The 14,814-nt window shown below is 65.9% G+C and carries 16 protein-coding genes; 9 read left to right on the top strand and 7 right to left on the bottom strand.

Annotated features, from left to right (window positions below; genetic code table 11):
- Nucleotides 1-110 precede the first annotated feature (110 nt).
- Entirely contained in the window at nucleotides 111-2,285 is a 2,175-nt protein-coding gene (locus AE618_RS03215) for a S9 family peptidase (RefSeq protein WP_054207615.1), read from the bottom strand.
- A gap of 392 nt (nucleotides 2,286-2,677) precedes the next feature.
- Here AE618_RS03215 and AE618_RS03210 point away from each other — a divergent pair, with 392 nt between their 5' ends.
- The 3 genes from AE618_RS03210 to AE618_RS27770 all read left to right on the top strand — a co-directional run bounded on the left by AE618_RS03210 (nucleotide 2,678) and on the right by AE618_RS27770 (nucleotide 4,800).
- Nucleotides 2,678-3,094 (top strand): MucR family transcriptional regulator, encoded by a 417-nt coding sequence (locus AE618_RS03210; protein WP_054207614.1) that lies wholly within the window; start codon nucleotides 2,678-2,680, stop codon nucleotides 3,092-3,094.
- A gap of 268 nt (nucleotides 3,095-3,362) precedes the next feature.
- On the top strand, nucleotides 3,363-3,884 hold the full coding sequence (locus tag AE618_RS03205) for a DUF6932 family protein (protein ID WP_432704482.1): 522 nt from the start codon (nucleotides 3,363-3,365) through the stop codon (nucleotides 3,882-3,884).
- Nucleotides 3,850-4,800 carry a hypothetical protein gene (locus tag AE618_RS27770; protein WP_156330072.1) on the top strand — a complete coding sequence of 317 codons (951 nt, stop codon included), beginning with the start codon at nucleotides 3,850-3,852 and terminating at the stop codon, nucleotides 4,798-4,800. The genes AE618_RS03205 and AE618_RS27770 overlap by 35 nt, the downstream gene beginning before the upstream one ends.
- Nucleotides 4,801-4,962: 162 nt before the next feature.
- Here the strand turns inward: AE618_RS27770 and AE618_RS03200 are convergent, their stop codons facing one another.
- Nucleotides 4,963-5,886, bottom strand: a complete 924-nt coding sequence (locus AE618_RS03200; protein WP_054207612.1) for an IS1595 family transposase — start codon at nucleotides 5,884-5,886, stop codon at nucleotides 4,963-4,965.
- A 127-nt stretch (nucleotides 5,887-6,013) separates the two neighbouring features.
- Here AE618_RS03200 and AE618_RS03195 point away from each other — a divergent pair, with 127 nt between their 5' ends.
- Both AE618_RS03195 and AE618_RS03190 read left to right on the top strand, forming a co-directional pair.
- Nucleotides 6,014-6,385: a helix-turn-helix domain-containing protein gene (locus AE618_RS03195; RefSeq protein WP_054207611.1), complete on the top strand. Its 372-nt coding sequence runs from the start codon at nucleotides 6,014-6,016 to the stop codon at nucleotides 6,383-6,385.
- Entirely contained in the window at nucleotides 6,382-7,206 is an 825-nt protein-coding gene (locus AE618_RS03190) for a DUF6456 domain-containing protein (protein WP_156330071.1), read from the top strand. The genes AE618_RS03195 and AE618_RS03190 overlap by 4 nt, the downstream gene beginning before the upstream one ends.
- 28 nt (nucleotides 7,207-7,234) lie before the next feature.
- On the opposite strand, the gene AE618_RS03185 is transcribed toward AE618_RS03190, so the two are convergent.
- The gene (locus tag AE618_RS03185) at nucleotides 7,235-7,663 is read right to left on the bottom strand and encodes a SufE family protein (protein WP_054207609.1); all 429 of its coding nucleotides are present in this window, start codon (nucleotides 7,661-7,663) and stop codon (nucleotides 7,235-7,237) included.
- 124 nt (nucleotides 7,664-7,787) lie between these two features.
- A complete protein-coding gene (locus tag AE618_RS03180; protein ID WP_054207608.1) occupies nucleotides 7,788-8,084 on the bottom strand; it encodes a hypothetical protein in 297 nt (98 codons plus the stop codon).
- A 339-nt stretch (nucleotides 8,085-8,423) separates the two neighbouring features.
- Here AE618_RS03180 and AE618_RS03175 point away from each other — a divergent pair, with 339 nt between their 5' ends.
- The 3 genes from AE618_RS03175 to AE618_RS03165 are packed head-to-tail and all read left to right on the top strand — an operon-like array spanning nucleotide 8,424 to nucleotide 11,177.
- Nucleotides 8,424-10,229: a PAS domain-containing sensor histidine kinase gene (locus tag AE618_RS03175; RefSeq protein ID WP_082364959.1), complete on the top strand. Its 1,806-nt coding sequence runs from the start codon at nucleotides 8,424-8,426 to the stop codon at nucleotides 10,227-10,229.
- Nucleotides 10,230-10,244: 15 nt separating this feature from the next.
- On the top strand, nucleotides 10,245-10,832 hold the full coding sequence (locus tag AE618_RS03170) for a hypothetical protein (RefSeq protein WP_054207606.1): 588 nt from the start codon (nucleotides 10,245-10,247) through the stop codon (nucleotides 10,830-10,832).
- 9 nt (nucleotides 10,833-10,841) lie between these two features.
- Entirely contained in the window at nucleotides 10,842-11,177 is a 336-nt protein-coding gene (locus AE618_RS03165) for a DUF1491 family protein (protein ID WP_054207605.1), read from the top strand.
- Between the two features lie 23 nt (nucleotides 11,178-11,200).
- On the opposite strand, the gene AE618_RS03160 is transcribed toward AE618_RS03165, so the two are convergent.
- The gene (locus AE618_RS03160; RefSeq protein ID WP_054207604.1) at nucleotides 11,201-12,331 is read right to left on the bottom strand and encodes a hypothetical protein; all 1,131 of its coding nucleotides are present in this window, start codon (nucleotides 12,329-12,331) and stop codon (nucleotides 11,201-11,203) included.
- Between the two features lie 377 nt (nucleotides 12,332-12,708).
- Here AE618_RS03160 and AE618_RS03155 point away from each other — a divergent pair, with 377 nt between their 5' ends.
- A complete protein-coding gene (locus AE618_RS03155) occupies nucleotides 12,709-13,512 on the top strand; it encodes a hypothetical protein (protein ID WP_054207603.1) in 804 nt (267 codons plus the stop codon).
- A 16-nt stretch (nucleotides 13,513-13,528) separates the two neighbouring features.
- Here AE618_RS03155 and AE618_RS03150 read toward each other — a convergent pair whose 3' ends face one another.
- Both AE618_RS03150 and AE618_RS03145 read right to left on the bottom strand, forming a co-directional pair.
- On the bottom strand, nucleotides 13,529-14,185 hold the full coding sequence (locus tag AE618_RS03150; RefSeq protein WP_082364958.1) for a DUF1254 domain-containing protein: 657 nt from the start codon (nucleotides 14,183-14,185) through the stop codon (nucleotides 13,529-13,531).
- On the bottom strand, nucleotides 14,182-14,757 hold the full coding sequence (locus tag AE618_RS03145) for a DUF1214 domain-containing protein (RefSeq protein ID WP_054207602.1): 576 nt from the start codon (nucleotides 14,755-14,757) through the stop codon (nucleotides 14,182-14,184). The genes AE618_RS03150 and AE618_RS03145 overlap by 4 nt, the downstream gene beginning before the upstream one ends.
- Nucleotides 14,758-14,814: the final 57 nt, after the last annotated feature.

The following is a 14,814-nucleotide window of genomic DNA, read 5'->3' as shown; positions in this document are numbered from 1 at the left end:
CGGACAGAATGATGTGAGCGCGCGCCGCGCTCCTTCTTGGGCCGATGGTGGTTATGGGTTCCGGGCTCGCCCTGCGGGCGCCCCGGAATGGCGGTGGCTTGTGGCGTTGATCAGGTCGAGCCCGTCTCCGGCCAGCCTTCGCCCACCGCCTGGATGGCGAAGGCATAGGCCAGGGCGGTTTCCTTGAGCGAGTCGAAGCGCCCGGCCGAGCCGCCATGCCCGGCCTCCATGTTGGTGTGCAGCAGGATCGGCCCGCCGCCTGTCATGGTCGCGCGCAGCCGCGCCACCCATTTCGCCGGTTCCCAATAGGTCACGCGCGGATCGGTCAGGCCGCCCATCGCCAGGATCGGCGGATAGGCCTGCGCCGTGACATTGTCATAGGGCGAGTAGCTCCGGATGTTGTTGAACGCGGAGACGTCGCGGATGGGATCGCCCCATTCCGGCCATTCCGGCGGCGTCAGCGGCAGGGTGTCGTCGAGGATCGTGTTGAGCACGTCGACGAAGGGCACTTCCGCGATGATCCCGGCAAACAGCGCAGGCGCCATGTTGGCGACGGCACCCATCAGCATGCCGCCGGCACTGCCGCCCTCCGCCACGATGCGGCCGCGCGTGGTGAAGCTGTTGTCGGCGAGCGTTTCGGCCGCGGCGATGAAGTCGGTGAAGGTGTTTCTCTTCTTGTCGCGCTTGCCGTCGAGATACCAGCGCCTGCCCTTGTCGGTCCCGCCGCGGACATGGGCGATGGCGTAGACGAAGCCGCGATCGACCAGGCTGAGCGGCCTGATCCGGAACGAGGCCGACATCGCCGAGCCATAGGAGCCATAGCCATAGAGCAGGCAGGGCGCCGATCCGTCGAGCGGGGTGTCGGCGCGATGCAGGATCGAGATCGGCACCTGCGCGCCATCCTTCGCCGTGGCGAAGATGCGGCGCACGCGATAGGCCGCCGGATCATGGCCCGAGGGCACCTCCTGGCGCTTCAGCAGCACGCGCTCGCCCGTCGCCATGTCGTAGTCGAAGGTCTCGGCGGGACGCGCCATCGAGGCATAGATGAAGCGTAAGGTGGCGGTGTCGAACTCGTAGCCCGCATCCAGCCCGAGCCCATAGGCTTCCTCGTCGAAGGCGATGCTGGTTTCCGTCCCCGTCACCAGGTCGCGGATGACGATGCGCGGCAGGCCGTCCTCGCGTTCCAGCCGGATCAGCCGGCCCTTCAGGCAGACATGGCTCAGGATCAGCCGGCCCGGCTTGTGGGCGATCAGGTCGCGCCAGTTCGCGGGCGAGGGGTCGGCCACCGGCGCGGCGACGATCTTGAAGTCCTCGGCGCCGTCCGCATTGGTCAGGATCAGCAGGTCGTCGCCATGATGCTCGACATCATATTGCCGGCCGACTTCGCGCGCCGCGATGGTGACGGGCATGGCATCGGGCTGCGACAGGTCGACGAGGCGGGTTTCGGATGTCTCGTGATCGCTGATCGAGATCAGCAGGAAGCGCCCCGACTGCGTCTGGTCGATATCGACGAACATCCCGGCATCGGCCTCGTCGTGCAGAAGCGTATCCCGCGCCGGATCGTCGCCCAGGCGATGCCGGAAGACTTTCGAGGGACGGTGGTCGGCATCGACCCCGACATAGGCGAAGGACAGGCTGTCGGCGGCCCAGACGATGTCGCCCGTCGTGTCGGGAATGCACTCGGCCAGATCCTCGCCGCTGGCGAGATATCGGACACGGATCCTGTGAAGCTCGGAGCCCGCCTCGTCGGCGCTCCAGGCGAGCAGGCGATGGTCTGGGCTATGGGCAGTGTCGCCGAGATCAAAGAAGTCCTTGCCCTTCGCCAGCGCGTCGGCATCGAGCATGATCTGCTCGCGGCTGTTGCCAGTGTTCTTCTCGGCCGAGGCCGGCTGGCCCGTTCGCGGCCTGCGGCAGATCAGCGGATGTTCGCCCCCCCGCCGATAGCGCGAATAGTACAGGAACGGCCCGTCCGGCTGCGGGACGCTGGCGTCGTCTTCCTTGATCCGGCCGCGCATCTCCTTGACGAGGTCGCGCTGCAGGCTCCGCGTCGGCGCCATCAACGTCTTTGAGTAGGCGTTCTCGGCCTTGAGATAGGCGCGGATGTCGGCGGGCAGCGCCTCGGGCTCGCGCAAAACCTCTTTCCAGTTTTGGGCGCGCAGCCAGTCATAGTCGTCGCGGAGTTCGACGCCATGGACGGTGGTGACCTTGGTGCGAATTTCGGCACGCGGCGCAGCGGCTTTGCGTCGCCGGGGCGTCTTTGCGCCCGAAACCGTATTTGAGCGCATTGCCGACGTCTCCACCATCCATTGGCTCGGATAGGTAGAGAGCAGAGCCCGGTGTGGCAAGAAGCTCAGCTTGGCAAGAAGCTGGCGTGGCGAGACGCTCACTGTGGCAAGACCCGCGACGTGAAGGCAGAGGCAGGCTTGCGCGGTTTCCAGTTACAATGATCATCTGGACATCACTGCAATATTTCATTGTGATAATCGTATTCGCGCAGGCGCGACGTCTTGCGGCGCCGTGGCGCATCGATTAGACGGTCATCATCGACCCATTGAGGGTGAGTCTGAGTCGATTGTGCTTTGTCCTGTTGATCAGGACCACACAAGGCACCGATGCATGATGATGAGGTCGGTGATCAACGATTCTGAAGAGACACGTCTGAAGGAGTGGCGCCATCATGGCTGATATTGACGGATCGGATTTTATCGAACTGACCGCGGATATTGTGTCCGCTTATGTCTCGAATAATTCTGTTCCCGCGTCCGACTTGCCTGCGCTGATCGCCGATGTGCATGCCGCGCTCGGCCGTGTCGTCGACGGTGTCGCTCCGGCCGTGCCGGCCGAGGCGCCCAAGCCCGCCATTCCCGTGAAGAAGTCGATCACGGCGGACTATCTGATCTGTCTCGAGGACGGCAAGAAGTTCAAGTCGCTGAAGCGTCACCTGCGCACGCAGTACAACATGTCGCCTGAGCAGTACCGCGAGAAGTGGGGCCTGCCGCCGGACTATCCGATGGTTGCTCCCAACTACGCCGAGGCACGCTCGCAGCTCGCCAAGAAGATGGGCCTGGGCCAGCAGCGCCGCAAGCGCCGCTGAGCCGACGCCCCAGGGCGCAAGCTGGATCCATTCGAAAGGCCGCCGGCATGCCGGCGGCCTTTTTTCATGCCGGCCCATGGCCCGCAGATGGCACGGACGCCTGCGTCCGGAGGAACAGGCTCCTGCCATGATCTGGCGGGGATAAGGGCCCGGCGCTCGGCGGCCGTCTTGATATAGGAATATTTTCGCGATATTATACTTGACGTACCCATTGACTCTAGCGCCCGTTTTGTGATGCAATTTCGGGGCGCAATAAAGGGGTCAAGCGTTGGGCGTTGGCAGGAAACCCGACCTTGAGCCGCTACTGCCGCCTGGCAGGCACATTCTCACCATGAGTGAGTTGCACAATCTCGCCGTTGAGCCTTTTGAGTGGCATGGCCAGCAACGCCGAGGTCGGCTGTTTCAGCATCTGGAGCAGGCTATTCAAGATTTGCTCGTACGAAATATCAGGTGCGAGCTTGTGATAAACGGCAGCTTCCTTACACTCAAGGCAATGCCAAGTGATATAGATGTTAAAGTGTACGTCGATAGCGAAGTCGCTGATCTTTTAGATACAGACCAGATTAACTTTCTAAGTCAATTAAACCAAGATTTTTACCACGAAGACCTAGACATTTCATCGTATGTCAGCTACGGTATTGGCCATCCATTCAGGGGATGCGCTCTTGATATGTTGGCCGAAGGCGAGATGTACGGGCTGCAAAATGACCGTGAGTGGCTGAAGGGCTATGTGAGCCTCATGATCTGGGAAACCCATGTCGGACTACGCATATGTCGCAGATCAAGCTAGAAGAGCTTTCTCTTCGGTCGCAAGACTAGAGAGCGCTCTTCGGCAGCATCCAGACCGCGTTGATTTGCAGATCAACTTAGCGGCGGAGAAAAAGCGCGCGCGTAAAGCAGACGCTCATATGAGACAACTGGCCGAATATAACCAGATTGAAATCTGTGATTATAAGCTTCTTCCAGAAATCAAAGATGCGTTCCCGATCTCAATAATATCGCGGTCGCTGTTGAATTACCAAGGTTTGTTTACTCAGATACACGACTCTGTAAAGAATGGAGTTCAGAAGGCCAAAAGCACTTTTGGTGCGCAGGCATTATCTGAAAGCGAATTAGAGTTCGGGTATTCATATGAAGGCTCTCTCGGAGTCGTTCTTATGACACGGGCTGACAGGAATTTCTTTGAAGGCAAACTCGATAAGTCGATTGAAGCGCTCTACCAAACCATGAACATAGACGACCAGCACGATGTCCGCGATGTTGCTCGCGCCCTAGGTGGCAGCGTCATCAAAAGATTGCACGACTGGTCAGCCGCGAATGTTGCTGGTGGCTATTCGGCTGATGTCCGTTGGAAACTCTCTAGTGGCCGCCTGTTGGGACAAGTGGTACCGCGCCGAAAAATGGTAGACATTGTTGAAATTATCGAACGAACCTCAGACCAAAAAAGCGATACATTCGAGACAATAGGGATGCTCGCTGGCGGGGACGTTATTTCGTCTCGTTTCCATTTCGTAGAAAGCAATGGCGAGAGTTACAAAGGTAATTTAGATCAGAATTTTGATAAGTATCGGACTTTGAAGCTTGGAGAAATGTACGTTGCAATTATAAAAAGAACTTCCAAAGAGTTCTATGCAACACAAAGAGTCGAAAACACATACGATCTGCTTGACCTTAAGCCGGTAACAACTAACCCTTCGGCTTCTTGACCGCAGGAATTACCCTGCTAATGAGATCGTTGAACTTCTCACCGCTCTCGTCAGCCCCAAGCTCGCGAGCGGTTTGTATAAACCGCTCGGATTGCGCCTTAGCGCCGTCTTTTGTGCTTGTGGCCTTGGGCTTTGGCTGCTTCGCCATAGGGCTTTGGTCCCTCAGTTAATCGTTCGATAGGTGAGGCGCTTCCCGACGATGCCGCGAATGGCCGCGTCGGTGCGGGCGGTATCGTTCACCCCCAGCGCGACGCGGTTGTTATAGCGGAAATCGAACTCAGACAGGTAGCGGTGAAGGTGCTTCTCTGAGCAGTGCTGATAGATCCCCTTCATGCCGCGCTTGAAAATGCTGAAATAGCCCTCGACGGTGTTGGTGTTGATGTCACCGCGCACATATTCGCCAGCCGAGTGCTTGACGTGGTCGTGTTCTGCGACGTGGTTCAGAGCGTCCGCATAAAGGCGGCTCTCGTCGGTCATCAGGCGAGTTTCGCGGGCGATGTTTTCGGAGACGATCTCGGTCACAGTGACTTTGTCGGCGCGGTCCACATGGAAGGTGCGGGCCTGCCCGCCGCGCTCAACCAGAGCGACGATGGCGCGCTTGCTGCTGTGGCCGCTCTTGCCCTTCTTGGTGCGCTTGGTGACGAGTTCCTTGTCGCCGAAATAGGTTTCGTCGGCTTCGACAACCGCGCCCGCGCCGCCCATAGGCTCGAAGCCGACAAGCCGCATGGCTTCGCGAACGCGGTGCGCCATGAACCAAGCGGTTTTGAGGGTGACGCCCAAAGTGCGGTGGAGCTGATTCGCGCTGATGCCCTTCTTGCTGGAGGACAGCAGGAACATCGCTTGCAGCCACAGGTGCATGGGGACGTGGCTGGCTTCAAACACGGTGCCAACCTTCACGGTGAAGGGCTTGCGGCACTGATAGCACTTATAGACGCCGATCCTGGTGCTCTTGCCGCCCATCTTGCCGATGCGCTCGAACCCGCCGCAATGCGGGCAGATCGGACCTTCCGGCCAAACGCGCGCCTCAACGAACGCGTAGGCGGCGGCCTCGTTGTGGAAGTGCTTCTCAGAAAGAACGGACGACATCGGGGTAACTCCTTATGCGAGCTACCTTATCAGGCGATTTGGGTACGTCAAGTATAATATCGCGAATATTTTCATGCATTCTGAGGACCGACCTTGCCGATCCCGGCCGGGGCATCAGGAACATATCATGAACAGTTTGGAGCTTGAAGCGATCGATCCCGTTCGCCACGCGGCGCTGGCACGCTTGGCGGAAGTGGCCGTGGCGGCGATCACGCGGGTGCCGACCGCGACGCTGCGAGACCCGCGGCGTGGAAGGAGGCCGATCGCGCTGGCGCGGCAGACCGCGATGTATCTCGCTCATGTCGCCTTCGGGCTGACCTTCACCCGCGTTGGAATTTGCTTCGGCCGCGATCGGACGACCGTGCGCCATGCCTGCGCCCTGATCGAGGATCGCCGCGACGATCCGGCGCTGGAGTTCGCCCTGTCGGCGCTCGAGGCGGGCCTGCTCGCCTTGTCCGGTTCGCTCGCCCCCGCGATCCGACCGCAGGTCCGGTCATGAGCCGGGCAGGGGAGACGCATGGCGGGGACAGCGCCACGGTGGGCAGGCTGCTGCGCCATCTTGCCCAGCCCGGCGCGTTCGGCCGCATCTCGCCGCTGGGCTGCGGACGGATCGCGCTCTACAAGAGCACCAATGGCACCAGCCTCGGCGCCGGCTATGTGCCGTCCGAGGCGGCAGACGCCCTCCTCGCCGATGGTCGGGCGATCTGGACGGGCGAGGGGGACGCCCGGCGCCTGCTCGCCGCTCAGCCCGCTGGCGGTGCCGCGCGCGCACTCGCCCAGGCCGTCATTCACGTCGACGGCCGTGAGCAGACGGTGATGCTGGACGAGCGCGAGAGCCCGTTGCTCTGGCTGCATCGCCGGCCGGGCAAGGACGGCCAGCCGCAGATCTCCGCCGAGGAGTTCGCTGCCGGCGAGCGTTTCCGCTCCGACCTCACCGTCGCACGGATGATGCCGCGCACCACGATGAACTGGGACGCCTCGCTCGCGCCGGGCTCACGCGGGCCGGGGGGCGGCGACCCCGCCGGCGCCTCCGACACGGCCCTTGCCGCCCGCCAGCGCGTCAACACGGCCTGCGACCGGCTCGGACCGGAGCTGTCGGGCCTTGCCATCGACGTCTGCGGCTTCCTGAAGGGGCTCGATCGCGTCGAGCGCGAGCGTGGCTGGCCGGCGCGCTCGGCAAAGGTGGTGCTGCGCCTGGCGCTCAAGGCGCTGGCCACACATTACGGCATCGGTGAGCCGCGTCGCAGTCCTTCGCGGGCCGGCACGGTCTGGCAGGGCGAGAACGCTCGCCCCCATCTCATGCCCGAACGCACCCCTTGAAAACCGCAGGTGCGACGGCGGCCGGGATTTACGCTCCGGTCGCGGTGCGCGCGTCGGATTTGATGCGCTCGATCATCGAGCGCACGCCGTTGGAGCGCTGCGGCGTCAGATGGGCGGAAAGCCCGAGCTTCTCGTAGATCGCGAAGGCGTCCGTCGCCAGGATGTCGGAGGCGGTGCGGCCCGAATAGATCGCCAGGGCCAAGGCGACCAGCCCGCGCACGATATGGGCGTCGCTGTCGCCGCGGAAATGCAGCTGCGTCCCCGGGCCCGGCCCGCCCTCGGAGCGCCCTTCCAGCCAGACCTGGCTGGCGCAGCCGCGCACCTTGTTGGTCTCGTTATGGGCGTCCTCGGGAAGGGGCTCGAGGCCCTTGCCGAGCTCGATCAGATAGCGGTAGCGGTCGTCCCACTCGTCGAGCAGGTCGAAATTGGCGATGATCTCGTCGAGTGTCGCGCTCATGTCCCGTCCGCTGCCGGCCGCCGAGCGGCAGGCCGGCTCCCGCTCTGTCAGGCTTCAGGCCAGCGTCTTCGGCGTGTCGGGCGGCGCCGTCAAGCGCGAGGCAGGGTGAGGGGCCTGTGGCGTGTCAGCGCGTCGCCGTCGCAGGGCCGCGCTCGCGAACCTCGCTCTTGCCGCTCGCAGCGGCTGCGGCCAGCGCCATGAGGCGCTGCCGCGTCTCGGGGTCGAGCCCCGCCAGGATCTGCGCGGTTTCACGCGCTGCGGTGATGCTGGACATCGCGCTATGCGCATCGATCTGCGTGGCGGCCCTGGCGACGTTGCGAACCGTCGCAACGGTGCCGCCTGGCTCCGATCGCTCACCATGCACAGGCGAGTTCAGCGCGATCACGCCGATCACTGCCAGGCTTCGCAGGATATAGGCCATGCCGGTCCCCGTTGTCCCGAAGCTGGCACGGCTGGCGCCTCGCTCCGGAAACGACCATAGACCCGCATCCGGAAAAATCGCGTCATTCCAGACCGTCAAATGCGTTTCAAAGGCATCAGCCGATCTTCAGCTTCCGTTCACCCTGCTGCCAACATCGAGGTCGGCTGGGACGGTTGTCGAAACCGGTGTCTAGGTGACTGATATCTCGGCATAAAACCGCAAACTCGGCGGTCTCGTTGCCCGTTTGCCGGCGTCAGCCTTAAGCCCCGCTTAAACCGCCCAAGCGAGATTGTGGGCCAAGCGGGCGCAGGGTCCGCGCAGTCAGGCGTTGCGTTGCTCATGAAGTTGCTGGCGGTCAGGACACAGGTGGCGGCGATGGTGCACGCATCCGTGCTGCCCAATTCGCTCGAGCGCATGCGGCATGAGCGTTTCATCCTGACCCGGCTGTTGGTCGGCGCGGTCGCGCTCGGGCTTGCTCCGGCCTATCTGGCCTGGCGCGGTGCGCTGGGCGGCCTGGAAGCGGCCGTGGTCGTGGCCGGCGCCCTGCCGCTGCTCGCGGCGGTCGTCTTGTCCCGCACCGGGCGCCTCGACATCGCCCATTGCATGTCAGCGGCGGCTCTCGCGCTGTTCGTCGGTGCCGTCTCCGGCATGACCGGCGGCTCCGCCTCGCCCTTGCTGCTCTGGCTCGCCGCCGTGCCGGCCGAAGCGATGTTCTTCGGCTCGCGGCAGTATGTTACCCGCGCCAGTGCGATCGCGGCGACCGCGCTGGCTGGCGTCGTGCTGCTCGATCATCTCGACATCTTCGCCGATCAGGCGCCCTGGGCGAACAGCTTGATGCCGACCCTGGTGATCGTCGCGATCCTGCAGGCCATGGTCGTGGCCGTCGGCTTCCTGCGGCGTCGCCGCGATGAACTGCGCGAGCATCGCGCATCCGATCAGCGCGCCCAGCTCCTGCTCGACCATGTCGGCGACCTCGTCACCTGGCACGATGCCAGCGGCGCGGTGGTGTTCGCCAATGACGCCGCCCGGTCGCTGGCCGGTGCCGAGCCGCGCGAACTGCACGGGCGCGGCCTGTTCGACCGGGTTCATGTTGCAGACCGTCCGCTGTTTCTAAAGGCTCTGAGCGACGCCGCCCATGGCGCCGGCTCCGCGACGGCGTGCTTTCGCACCCTCTTCGTCCCGCGCGACGAGCAGGAACAGCATCAGCCTGTCTCGCTCTGGCTCGAGATGAAGGCGCACCGGATCGAGACCGCTGCTCCCGGCGACAGCGCCGCCGTTGTTTGCGTCATGCGCGACATCACGACACGTCGGGCTCTCGAAGACGAGCGCGCTCGCGGCCATGCCGAGGCGGTGAAGGCCAGCGACGTCAAGGGCCGCTTCCTGGCGACCGTCAGCCATGAGCTGCGCACGCCGCTGAACGCCATCATCGGCTTCTCGGAGATGCTGACGACGGATACGCAGGGCTGGCTCAACGCGGAGAAGCGGTTCGAATACGCCCACATTATCCATTCTTCGGGCCATCATCTGCTCGACGTCGTCAACACGCTGCTCGACATCTCGAAGATTGAGAGCGGCACCATGACGATCGAGCAGGAGCCGCTCGATCTGGCCGAGCTGTCCCGCGATTGCTGCGCGCTGATGGCGCTGCGGGCGCAGGCTGGCGAGATCGCGGTGGAGCGCGTCGTCGGGCCGGACCTTCCGCCGGTCCTGGGCGACCGTCGCGCGCTGAAGCAGGTCATGATCAACCTGCTCTCCAACGCCATCAAGTTCACGCCGGCCGGCGGCCGCGTCGTGCTCGCCGTGGTGCGTGACGGCGACATGATCGACCTCTCGGTCGCCGACACCGGCATCGGCATTTCCGCCAGCGACCTGCCGCGCCTGGGCGATCCCTTCTTCCAGGCCAAGGGCTCCTATGACCGCGCCTATGAGGGCACGGGCCTCGGCCTTTCGGTCGTGCGCGGCCTCGTCGGCCTGCATGGCGGGCGCCTGACCATCGAGAGCGCGCCGGGTGTCGGTACGCGCGTCGCCGTCAGGCTGCCGGTTGGCGGCGTGGCGGATACGTCCCAGCCCGTCAGTATCGCGACCTTCGCCCGCGCGCCGCGCCGGGGTTTTGAGACCAAAGCGCCTTTTCGTCTGACCGCCTGACCACGAGCGAGCCCCATGTCCGCCACGATTGCCGCCCGCGCCCATTCCAGTGCATCGCTGTCCGCCCCCGTCAGGCGTGCGGCGCCGCAGCCACGCCGCAAGACCAGCTGGTTCGGCCGGATCGCGCGACTTGCGGCCCGCCGCCCCGGCCGCGCCGTCGTGCTGGTCGTCTTCGCTGGCATCTCCGCTGCGATTCTCGCCAATGCGCTGATCTTCCAGAAGGCACGCCATCCTGCGCCGATGATCTCGGCACCGTCGCAGACGCCGCCCGCCCGCAATGCCGAACGCCGGGTGGAGACGCCGGCCGCCGCATCGGCTCCGGCGGGCGTCGCGACACCGGCGCCGTTGCCGCCCACGCGCCCTAACGATCTCTCCCAGCAGGCCCGCGACGCCGTGGTCCGCCCTCCGGCGGCCGTGACCAATGTGCCGCGCACGGCTGCCGCTCCCGCCGCCGCCCCCGCGCCGGCCCCGGTCGCGCGCGCGGCGGCACCGCGCGATCCGATCGCCGATCTGATCAACGGCGCCGACATCCGTCCGCCGGCCGAGGTCCGCGGCGTCGCTCAGGCGAAATCCGCCACGCCGCGCCGCAGCGTGGAAAACTGAGCCGCGCCGATGGCGCGTCTCACCAGCGAGTTCTGGGTGTCGGCCTATCTCAGGCAGGCCGGACATGACGGGCTCGTCGCCGTGCTGAGACGGCGCGGCTCCGCCGAGGCCGGGGCGATCTTCGTCAAGCTGGACCGGCTCGACGGCACCGCGGCGCTTTACGGCCCCGCGCCGCAATCCATGGCGCTGGATGACGGCATCCGCCGCTTCCAACTCGTGCTCGACAGCGATCCCGGCAGTGTCGAGGAGCGTGTCGAACGCGAGCGGCGCTTCGATTCCGATCTCTGGCTCGTCGAGATCGAGAACCGGCAGGGTGATCCGCGGCTCGATCTCGTCGCGGAATAGCGCCTGCCCGCTTTGCGGCGCGCTCAGCCCTGCTCGCGCCTCACGCCAAGCTTGCGCAGAATGTCGGTGGTCATTGCGCTCTCCGGGCGAGCCGGCCCGATCCGTGCTGGGGTTCCGCTCGGATCCATCGCCGGCTGATGCTGGCCCTTGCGGGTCGTTGCCGGCATCGGCGTGCCGCTGACCTGCATCACCAGCCGCAGCGCCACCGTCGGTCGCACCGAGCGCATCAGCGCGACCACGGCGAAGATACGCTCCACCGAATGGGCGGCCTCGTCGCCAAGCCTGATCAGGAAGCGCGTCGCATCCTCGACGCTCGCCCCGGCCGCGGTCAGGGCGAGCGCGGCGAGGTCGCGCGAATGGTCGGCCGCGATTGCGCCGGCGAGGGCCTGCCCGCCACCGAGATGGCTCGCGAGCGCCCCGAACGCGCCGTTCTGATCGTCGGCGGCCATGGCGAGCCAGCCCATGAAGGCGTCGTGCGAGACCGGCTGGCGGCGCTCGGTGGGGCTGAGCGAATCCAGCGCCGCCAGGGAATCCAGCATGGCGAGCCGTCGATCCGGCCCGGCGAACAGGAAGAGCGGTGCGATTTCGGTGCTCGAGATGTCGCGGCGGGCCAGCAGCGGGTGGGCATAGGCGGCATCCTCGCGCGAGCGGGCGACCAGGAGGTCGAGCGCGGCGCGGGGCAGGTCGATGGCGGTGTTGGCCATCAGGGCAAAGTCGATCGCCCGGTCGCCGCGTTCGACCAGCATCAGCGTTGCCGTGGCGGTGAGATCGGCCCGCCCCGTCAGCGCGCTGGCCAGGGCGGCGTCGGCCTGGCTGGCAAGAGATTCGAACTCGGTCGGGCGCAGCGGCATGCCGTGGCGCACCAGCGCTGCGAGGACCGCGCCGCCGCGCGCACGCAACGCCTCGAGCACGGCGTCGGGGGCGTGGCGCCAGCCCGCGACCTTGCGCGCCAGGATGACGGCCGTCGCCTCGTCGATGCCGGGAACCAGTGCCGCCGCCATCTCGGCGAATGCGGCGAGATCGTCGGGCGCCGGATGCGGCGTCGACATCAGCAGGTCGGCCTTCACCCGCAGCGAGACCTGGCTGAGATCGAGCCCGCCATCACGCGCTAGGCGGGCGAGATGGGCGAGTTCGGCGGAAATTCGCGACGGCATGGGACACTCGGCTGTGATTCTTGGCGCCAGCGGAGAGTAATCCCCGAGCGTTTAAGGGAGCGTTAACCATGTCGAGGCCTGATGCTGATCGGAAGAGCGATCTCCCGCGACCGAAACCCAGGCGCCAAGACACGGAGGCGCATCATGGCCGTCGTCATCCCTCTAGCGCCCCGTCGGCGGGCGCAACCATCCGAAGCTTCCGCCGCTGCACGGCAGGAGCCCGCGACGATTCTGTTCTTCACCGGTGTTCGCTACGAGCGGCAGGCCGAAGCGGCGGCAGCCGAGCCGGCGGTGCGCCGTCGGTCCCGACCCTTGACGTCGACGCCCGCCGGCGGCCCCAAGCGGTCCAGGAAGGCGACCAACGCCAGGCAGCCGGCGTGACCTTCGCAACGGCTGCTGATCCACGCACCGCCCCGTGGCGGAGCGGCCGGCTGGCCGCGCTGCTGCTTTGCCTCGCGCTGGGTGCCTGCGCCGGCCCTGGAGATTTCGGCCGCCCTCGGCCCGATGTTTTCAGCCAGCTGGTCGCGCCCCAGGTCGGCTTCTGGTCGGCGACGTTCCGCGGCGAGGCCGCCTCGCATTTCCGCATGACCGATGACGAGGAGCAACTGCGCGATCGCGCCTGGCGCTTCATCATGCCCGGCCATGAGCGCAGCATCTTCCAGGGCCGCGTCTCGGACCTGGCCCATTCCCGGATTCTGCCCGTACAGCTGCAGTCGAGCGCAGTCTCCGATTATTTCAACGCGCTGACCTCGGGCTCTTACGCCTCGCAGGTCTCGCGCTATTCGCGCCTCGCCGAGGACGCCAACGCAGACAGGCTGTTGATCGGGCCGTTCCGCGCCAATGCGATGCGGGTGGTCTCGGCCGACAGGGTGCGGATGCGCACGGCCGAGGCCTCGCCCCATGTCGCGCCGAGCCAGATCGATCCGGCCCATGCGCGCGTCGTCGAGAATGAAGGCCTGATTCTCTGGGTCTGCGAGCGCGTCGGCTTCCGGCTCGAGAGCTACCGCTACGCGCTCGCCAATCTCGTCGTCGAAATGCCCTCGCGCGAGGCGATCCGCGCCGAACGCGCCATCATGGCGTTGGAGGCCGAGGCCGGCCCGCTCTGCAAGCTGCCGCTGATCGGCGTGTTTGGGGACGGCGCGGTCGAGGGGGCGAAGCCCCCTGTGGTCTACAAGGGCTGAGCCCGGTCGCCTTGTCTCAGTCGGCCATGCCGCAGGCGACGCCGCTCGCCAAAGCCTCGGCATCGGCACGGTCGGAGGGGCGAGGCACCAGCACGCGCACCACGATCAGCCCCTGATCGGTCTCGGAGACCACCCGCAACTCGCGCGCCGCCTCGCCTTCCTCGTCGCGTGCGATGCGCTCGTCACGCTGTTCTTCCGTCATCACCACGAATTCGACCACGCCGCGGATGGCGGCCCGGTCGGTGATCGCGTAGGCGACGCCGCCGCCGCGCCGGTGCAGCGTCAGGCCCAGCGGCAGCGTCCCGGCCCGCGCCACGACGCGCATCGGCCCGGCCGTCAGATCATAGCCGCAGACCGCCGTGACCGTCGCGGGATCGGACTCCCGCGGCAGGGGCAGACCGCGTCCGTCTCTGGCGGAAATGAGCTCGGCCCGCCCATTGGCTCCCAGCATGCGATAGGCGGTGTTGGCGTCACTGGCCGACAGCACCGGGATCAGCAGGATCGCCACGATATGGACGATGGCCGCGAGGACGACCCCGGCGATGGTCGTCAGCAGCAGGCGGCGGATGGCGGCGGCGATTCGCGCGCCCCGGGGCAGGCGGTGTTGGCTAAGCCGAAGATCGGCTTTCGGGGCGACGAGATCCTCCGTCGCGTCCTGGCGGATGGCGCTCATGGGCAGTCGATCCGCTCGATGCGCGGCAGGCTCTCGGCCCGGGTCTCCGCGGCCTGGGTGGCGATCGGCGTGTCGTAGAGCCGCAAGCGAAACTGGAAGCGCCCGCTCGTCGGCAGCGGCAGCCAGTTGCCGGTCTGCGGCGTCGCCGCAGCGGCGACGCGCAAGCTCCCGCTTTCGTCGCGCACGATCTCGGCATCGGTGAATCCGCCACGGTCCAGCGGCAGGCTGAACGGGCGTCCGTCCGCGTCGGTGACGCTGAGCGTCCAGCCGCGCGTCGTCGGCGTCGATCCGGTCAGCGCATAGCGGCAGCGTCCGTCGAGCGTCGCGCCTTCATCGTCCCGCTCGGCGATCAGCTCCAGCCCTTCGCCGGCACCCAGCGGCAGATGCACGCCGCGCGCGAGATAGGCCCGCATATAGGGGTCGATGTCGCGGCCGCCGCTGCGCGGCCAGGTCGTCCAGGCACCGATCTGGGCCATGCCGAGCAGCGGCCGGCCCGCCACGGCGAAATGCGCGGACGTCAGGCCAAGCCCCGCGCCGAGCGCGATCAGATAGGCGAGATGGAAGACGCGCACGGCCTCACTTTCAAAACCGGCTCAACGACAGGGCCAGCCGCGGGAGTTGAACCAGCC

The organism is Allobosea vaviloviae, from assembly GCF_001298265.1.
In the GTDB taxonomy this organism is placed as follows: domain Bacteria; phylum Pseudomonadota; class Alphaproteobacteria; order Rhizobiales; family Beijerinckiaceae; genus Allobosea; species Allobosea vaviloviae_B.
The sequence above is the reverse complement of the archived record's forward strand: the minus strand, read 5'-3'. Positions and strand labels throughout refer to the sequence as shown.

Bases quoted from the DNA above. Each gene is read 5' to 3' on its own strand.
- AE618_RS03215 (WP_054207615.1), bottom strand. From the start codon at position 2,285: ATGCGCTCAAATACGGTTTCGGGCGCAAAGACGCCCCGGCGACGCAAA.
- AE618_RS03210 (WP_054207614.1), top strand. From the start codon at position 2,678: ATGGCTGATATTGACGGATCGGATTTTATCGAACTGACCGCGGATATT.
- AE618_RS27770 (WP_156330072.1), top strand. From the start codon at position 3,850: ATGTCGGACTACGCATATGTCGCAGATCAAGCTAGAAGAGCTTTCTCT.
- AE618_RS03200 (WP_054207612.1), bottom strand. From the start codon at position 5,886: ATGTCGTCCGTTCTTTCTGAGAAGCACTTCCACAACGAGGCCGCCGCC.
- AE618_RS03195 (WP_054207611.1), top strand. From the start codon at position 6,014: ATGAACAGTTTGGAGCTTGAAGCGATCGATCCCGTTCGCCACGCGGCG.
- AE618_RS03190 (WP_156330071.1), top strand. From the start codon at position 6,382: ATGAGCCGGGCAGGGGAGACGCATGGCGGGGACAGCGCCACGGTGGGC.
- AE618_RS03185 (WP_054207609.1), bottom strand. From the start codon at position 7,663: ATGAGCGCGACACTCGACGAGATCATCGCCAATTTCGACCTGCTCGAC.
- AE618_RS03180 (WP_054207608.1), bottom strand. From the start codon at position 8,084: ATGGCCTATATCCTGCGAAGCCTGGCAGTGATCGGCGTGATCGCGCTG.
- AE618_RS03175 (WP_082364959.1), top strand. From the start codon at position 8,424: ATGAAGTTGCTGGCGGTCAGGACACAGGTGGCGGCGATGGTGCACGCA.
- AE618_RS03170 (WP_054207606.1), top strand. From the start codon at position 10,245: ATGTCCGCCACGATTGCCGCCCGCGCCCATTCCAGTGCATCGCTGTCC.
- AE618_RS03165 (WP_054207605.1), top strand. From the start codon at position 10,842: ATGGCGCGTCTCACCAGCGAGTTCTGGGTGTCGGCCTATCTCAGGCAG.
- AE618_RS03160 (WP_054207604.1), bottom strand. From the start codon at position 12,331: ATGCCGTCGCGAATTTCCGCCGAACTCGCCCATCTCGCCCGCCTAGCG.
- AE618_RS03150 (WP_082364958.1), bottom strand. From the start codon at position 14,185: ATGAGCGCCATCCGCCAGGACGCGACGGAGGATCTCGTCGCCCCGAAA.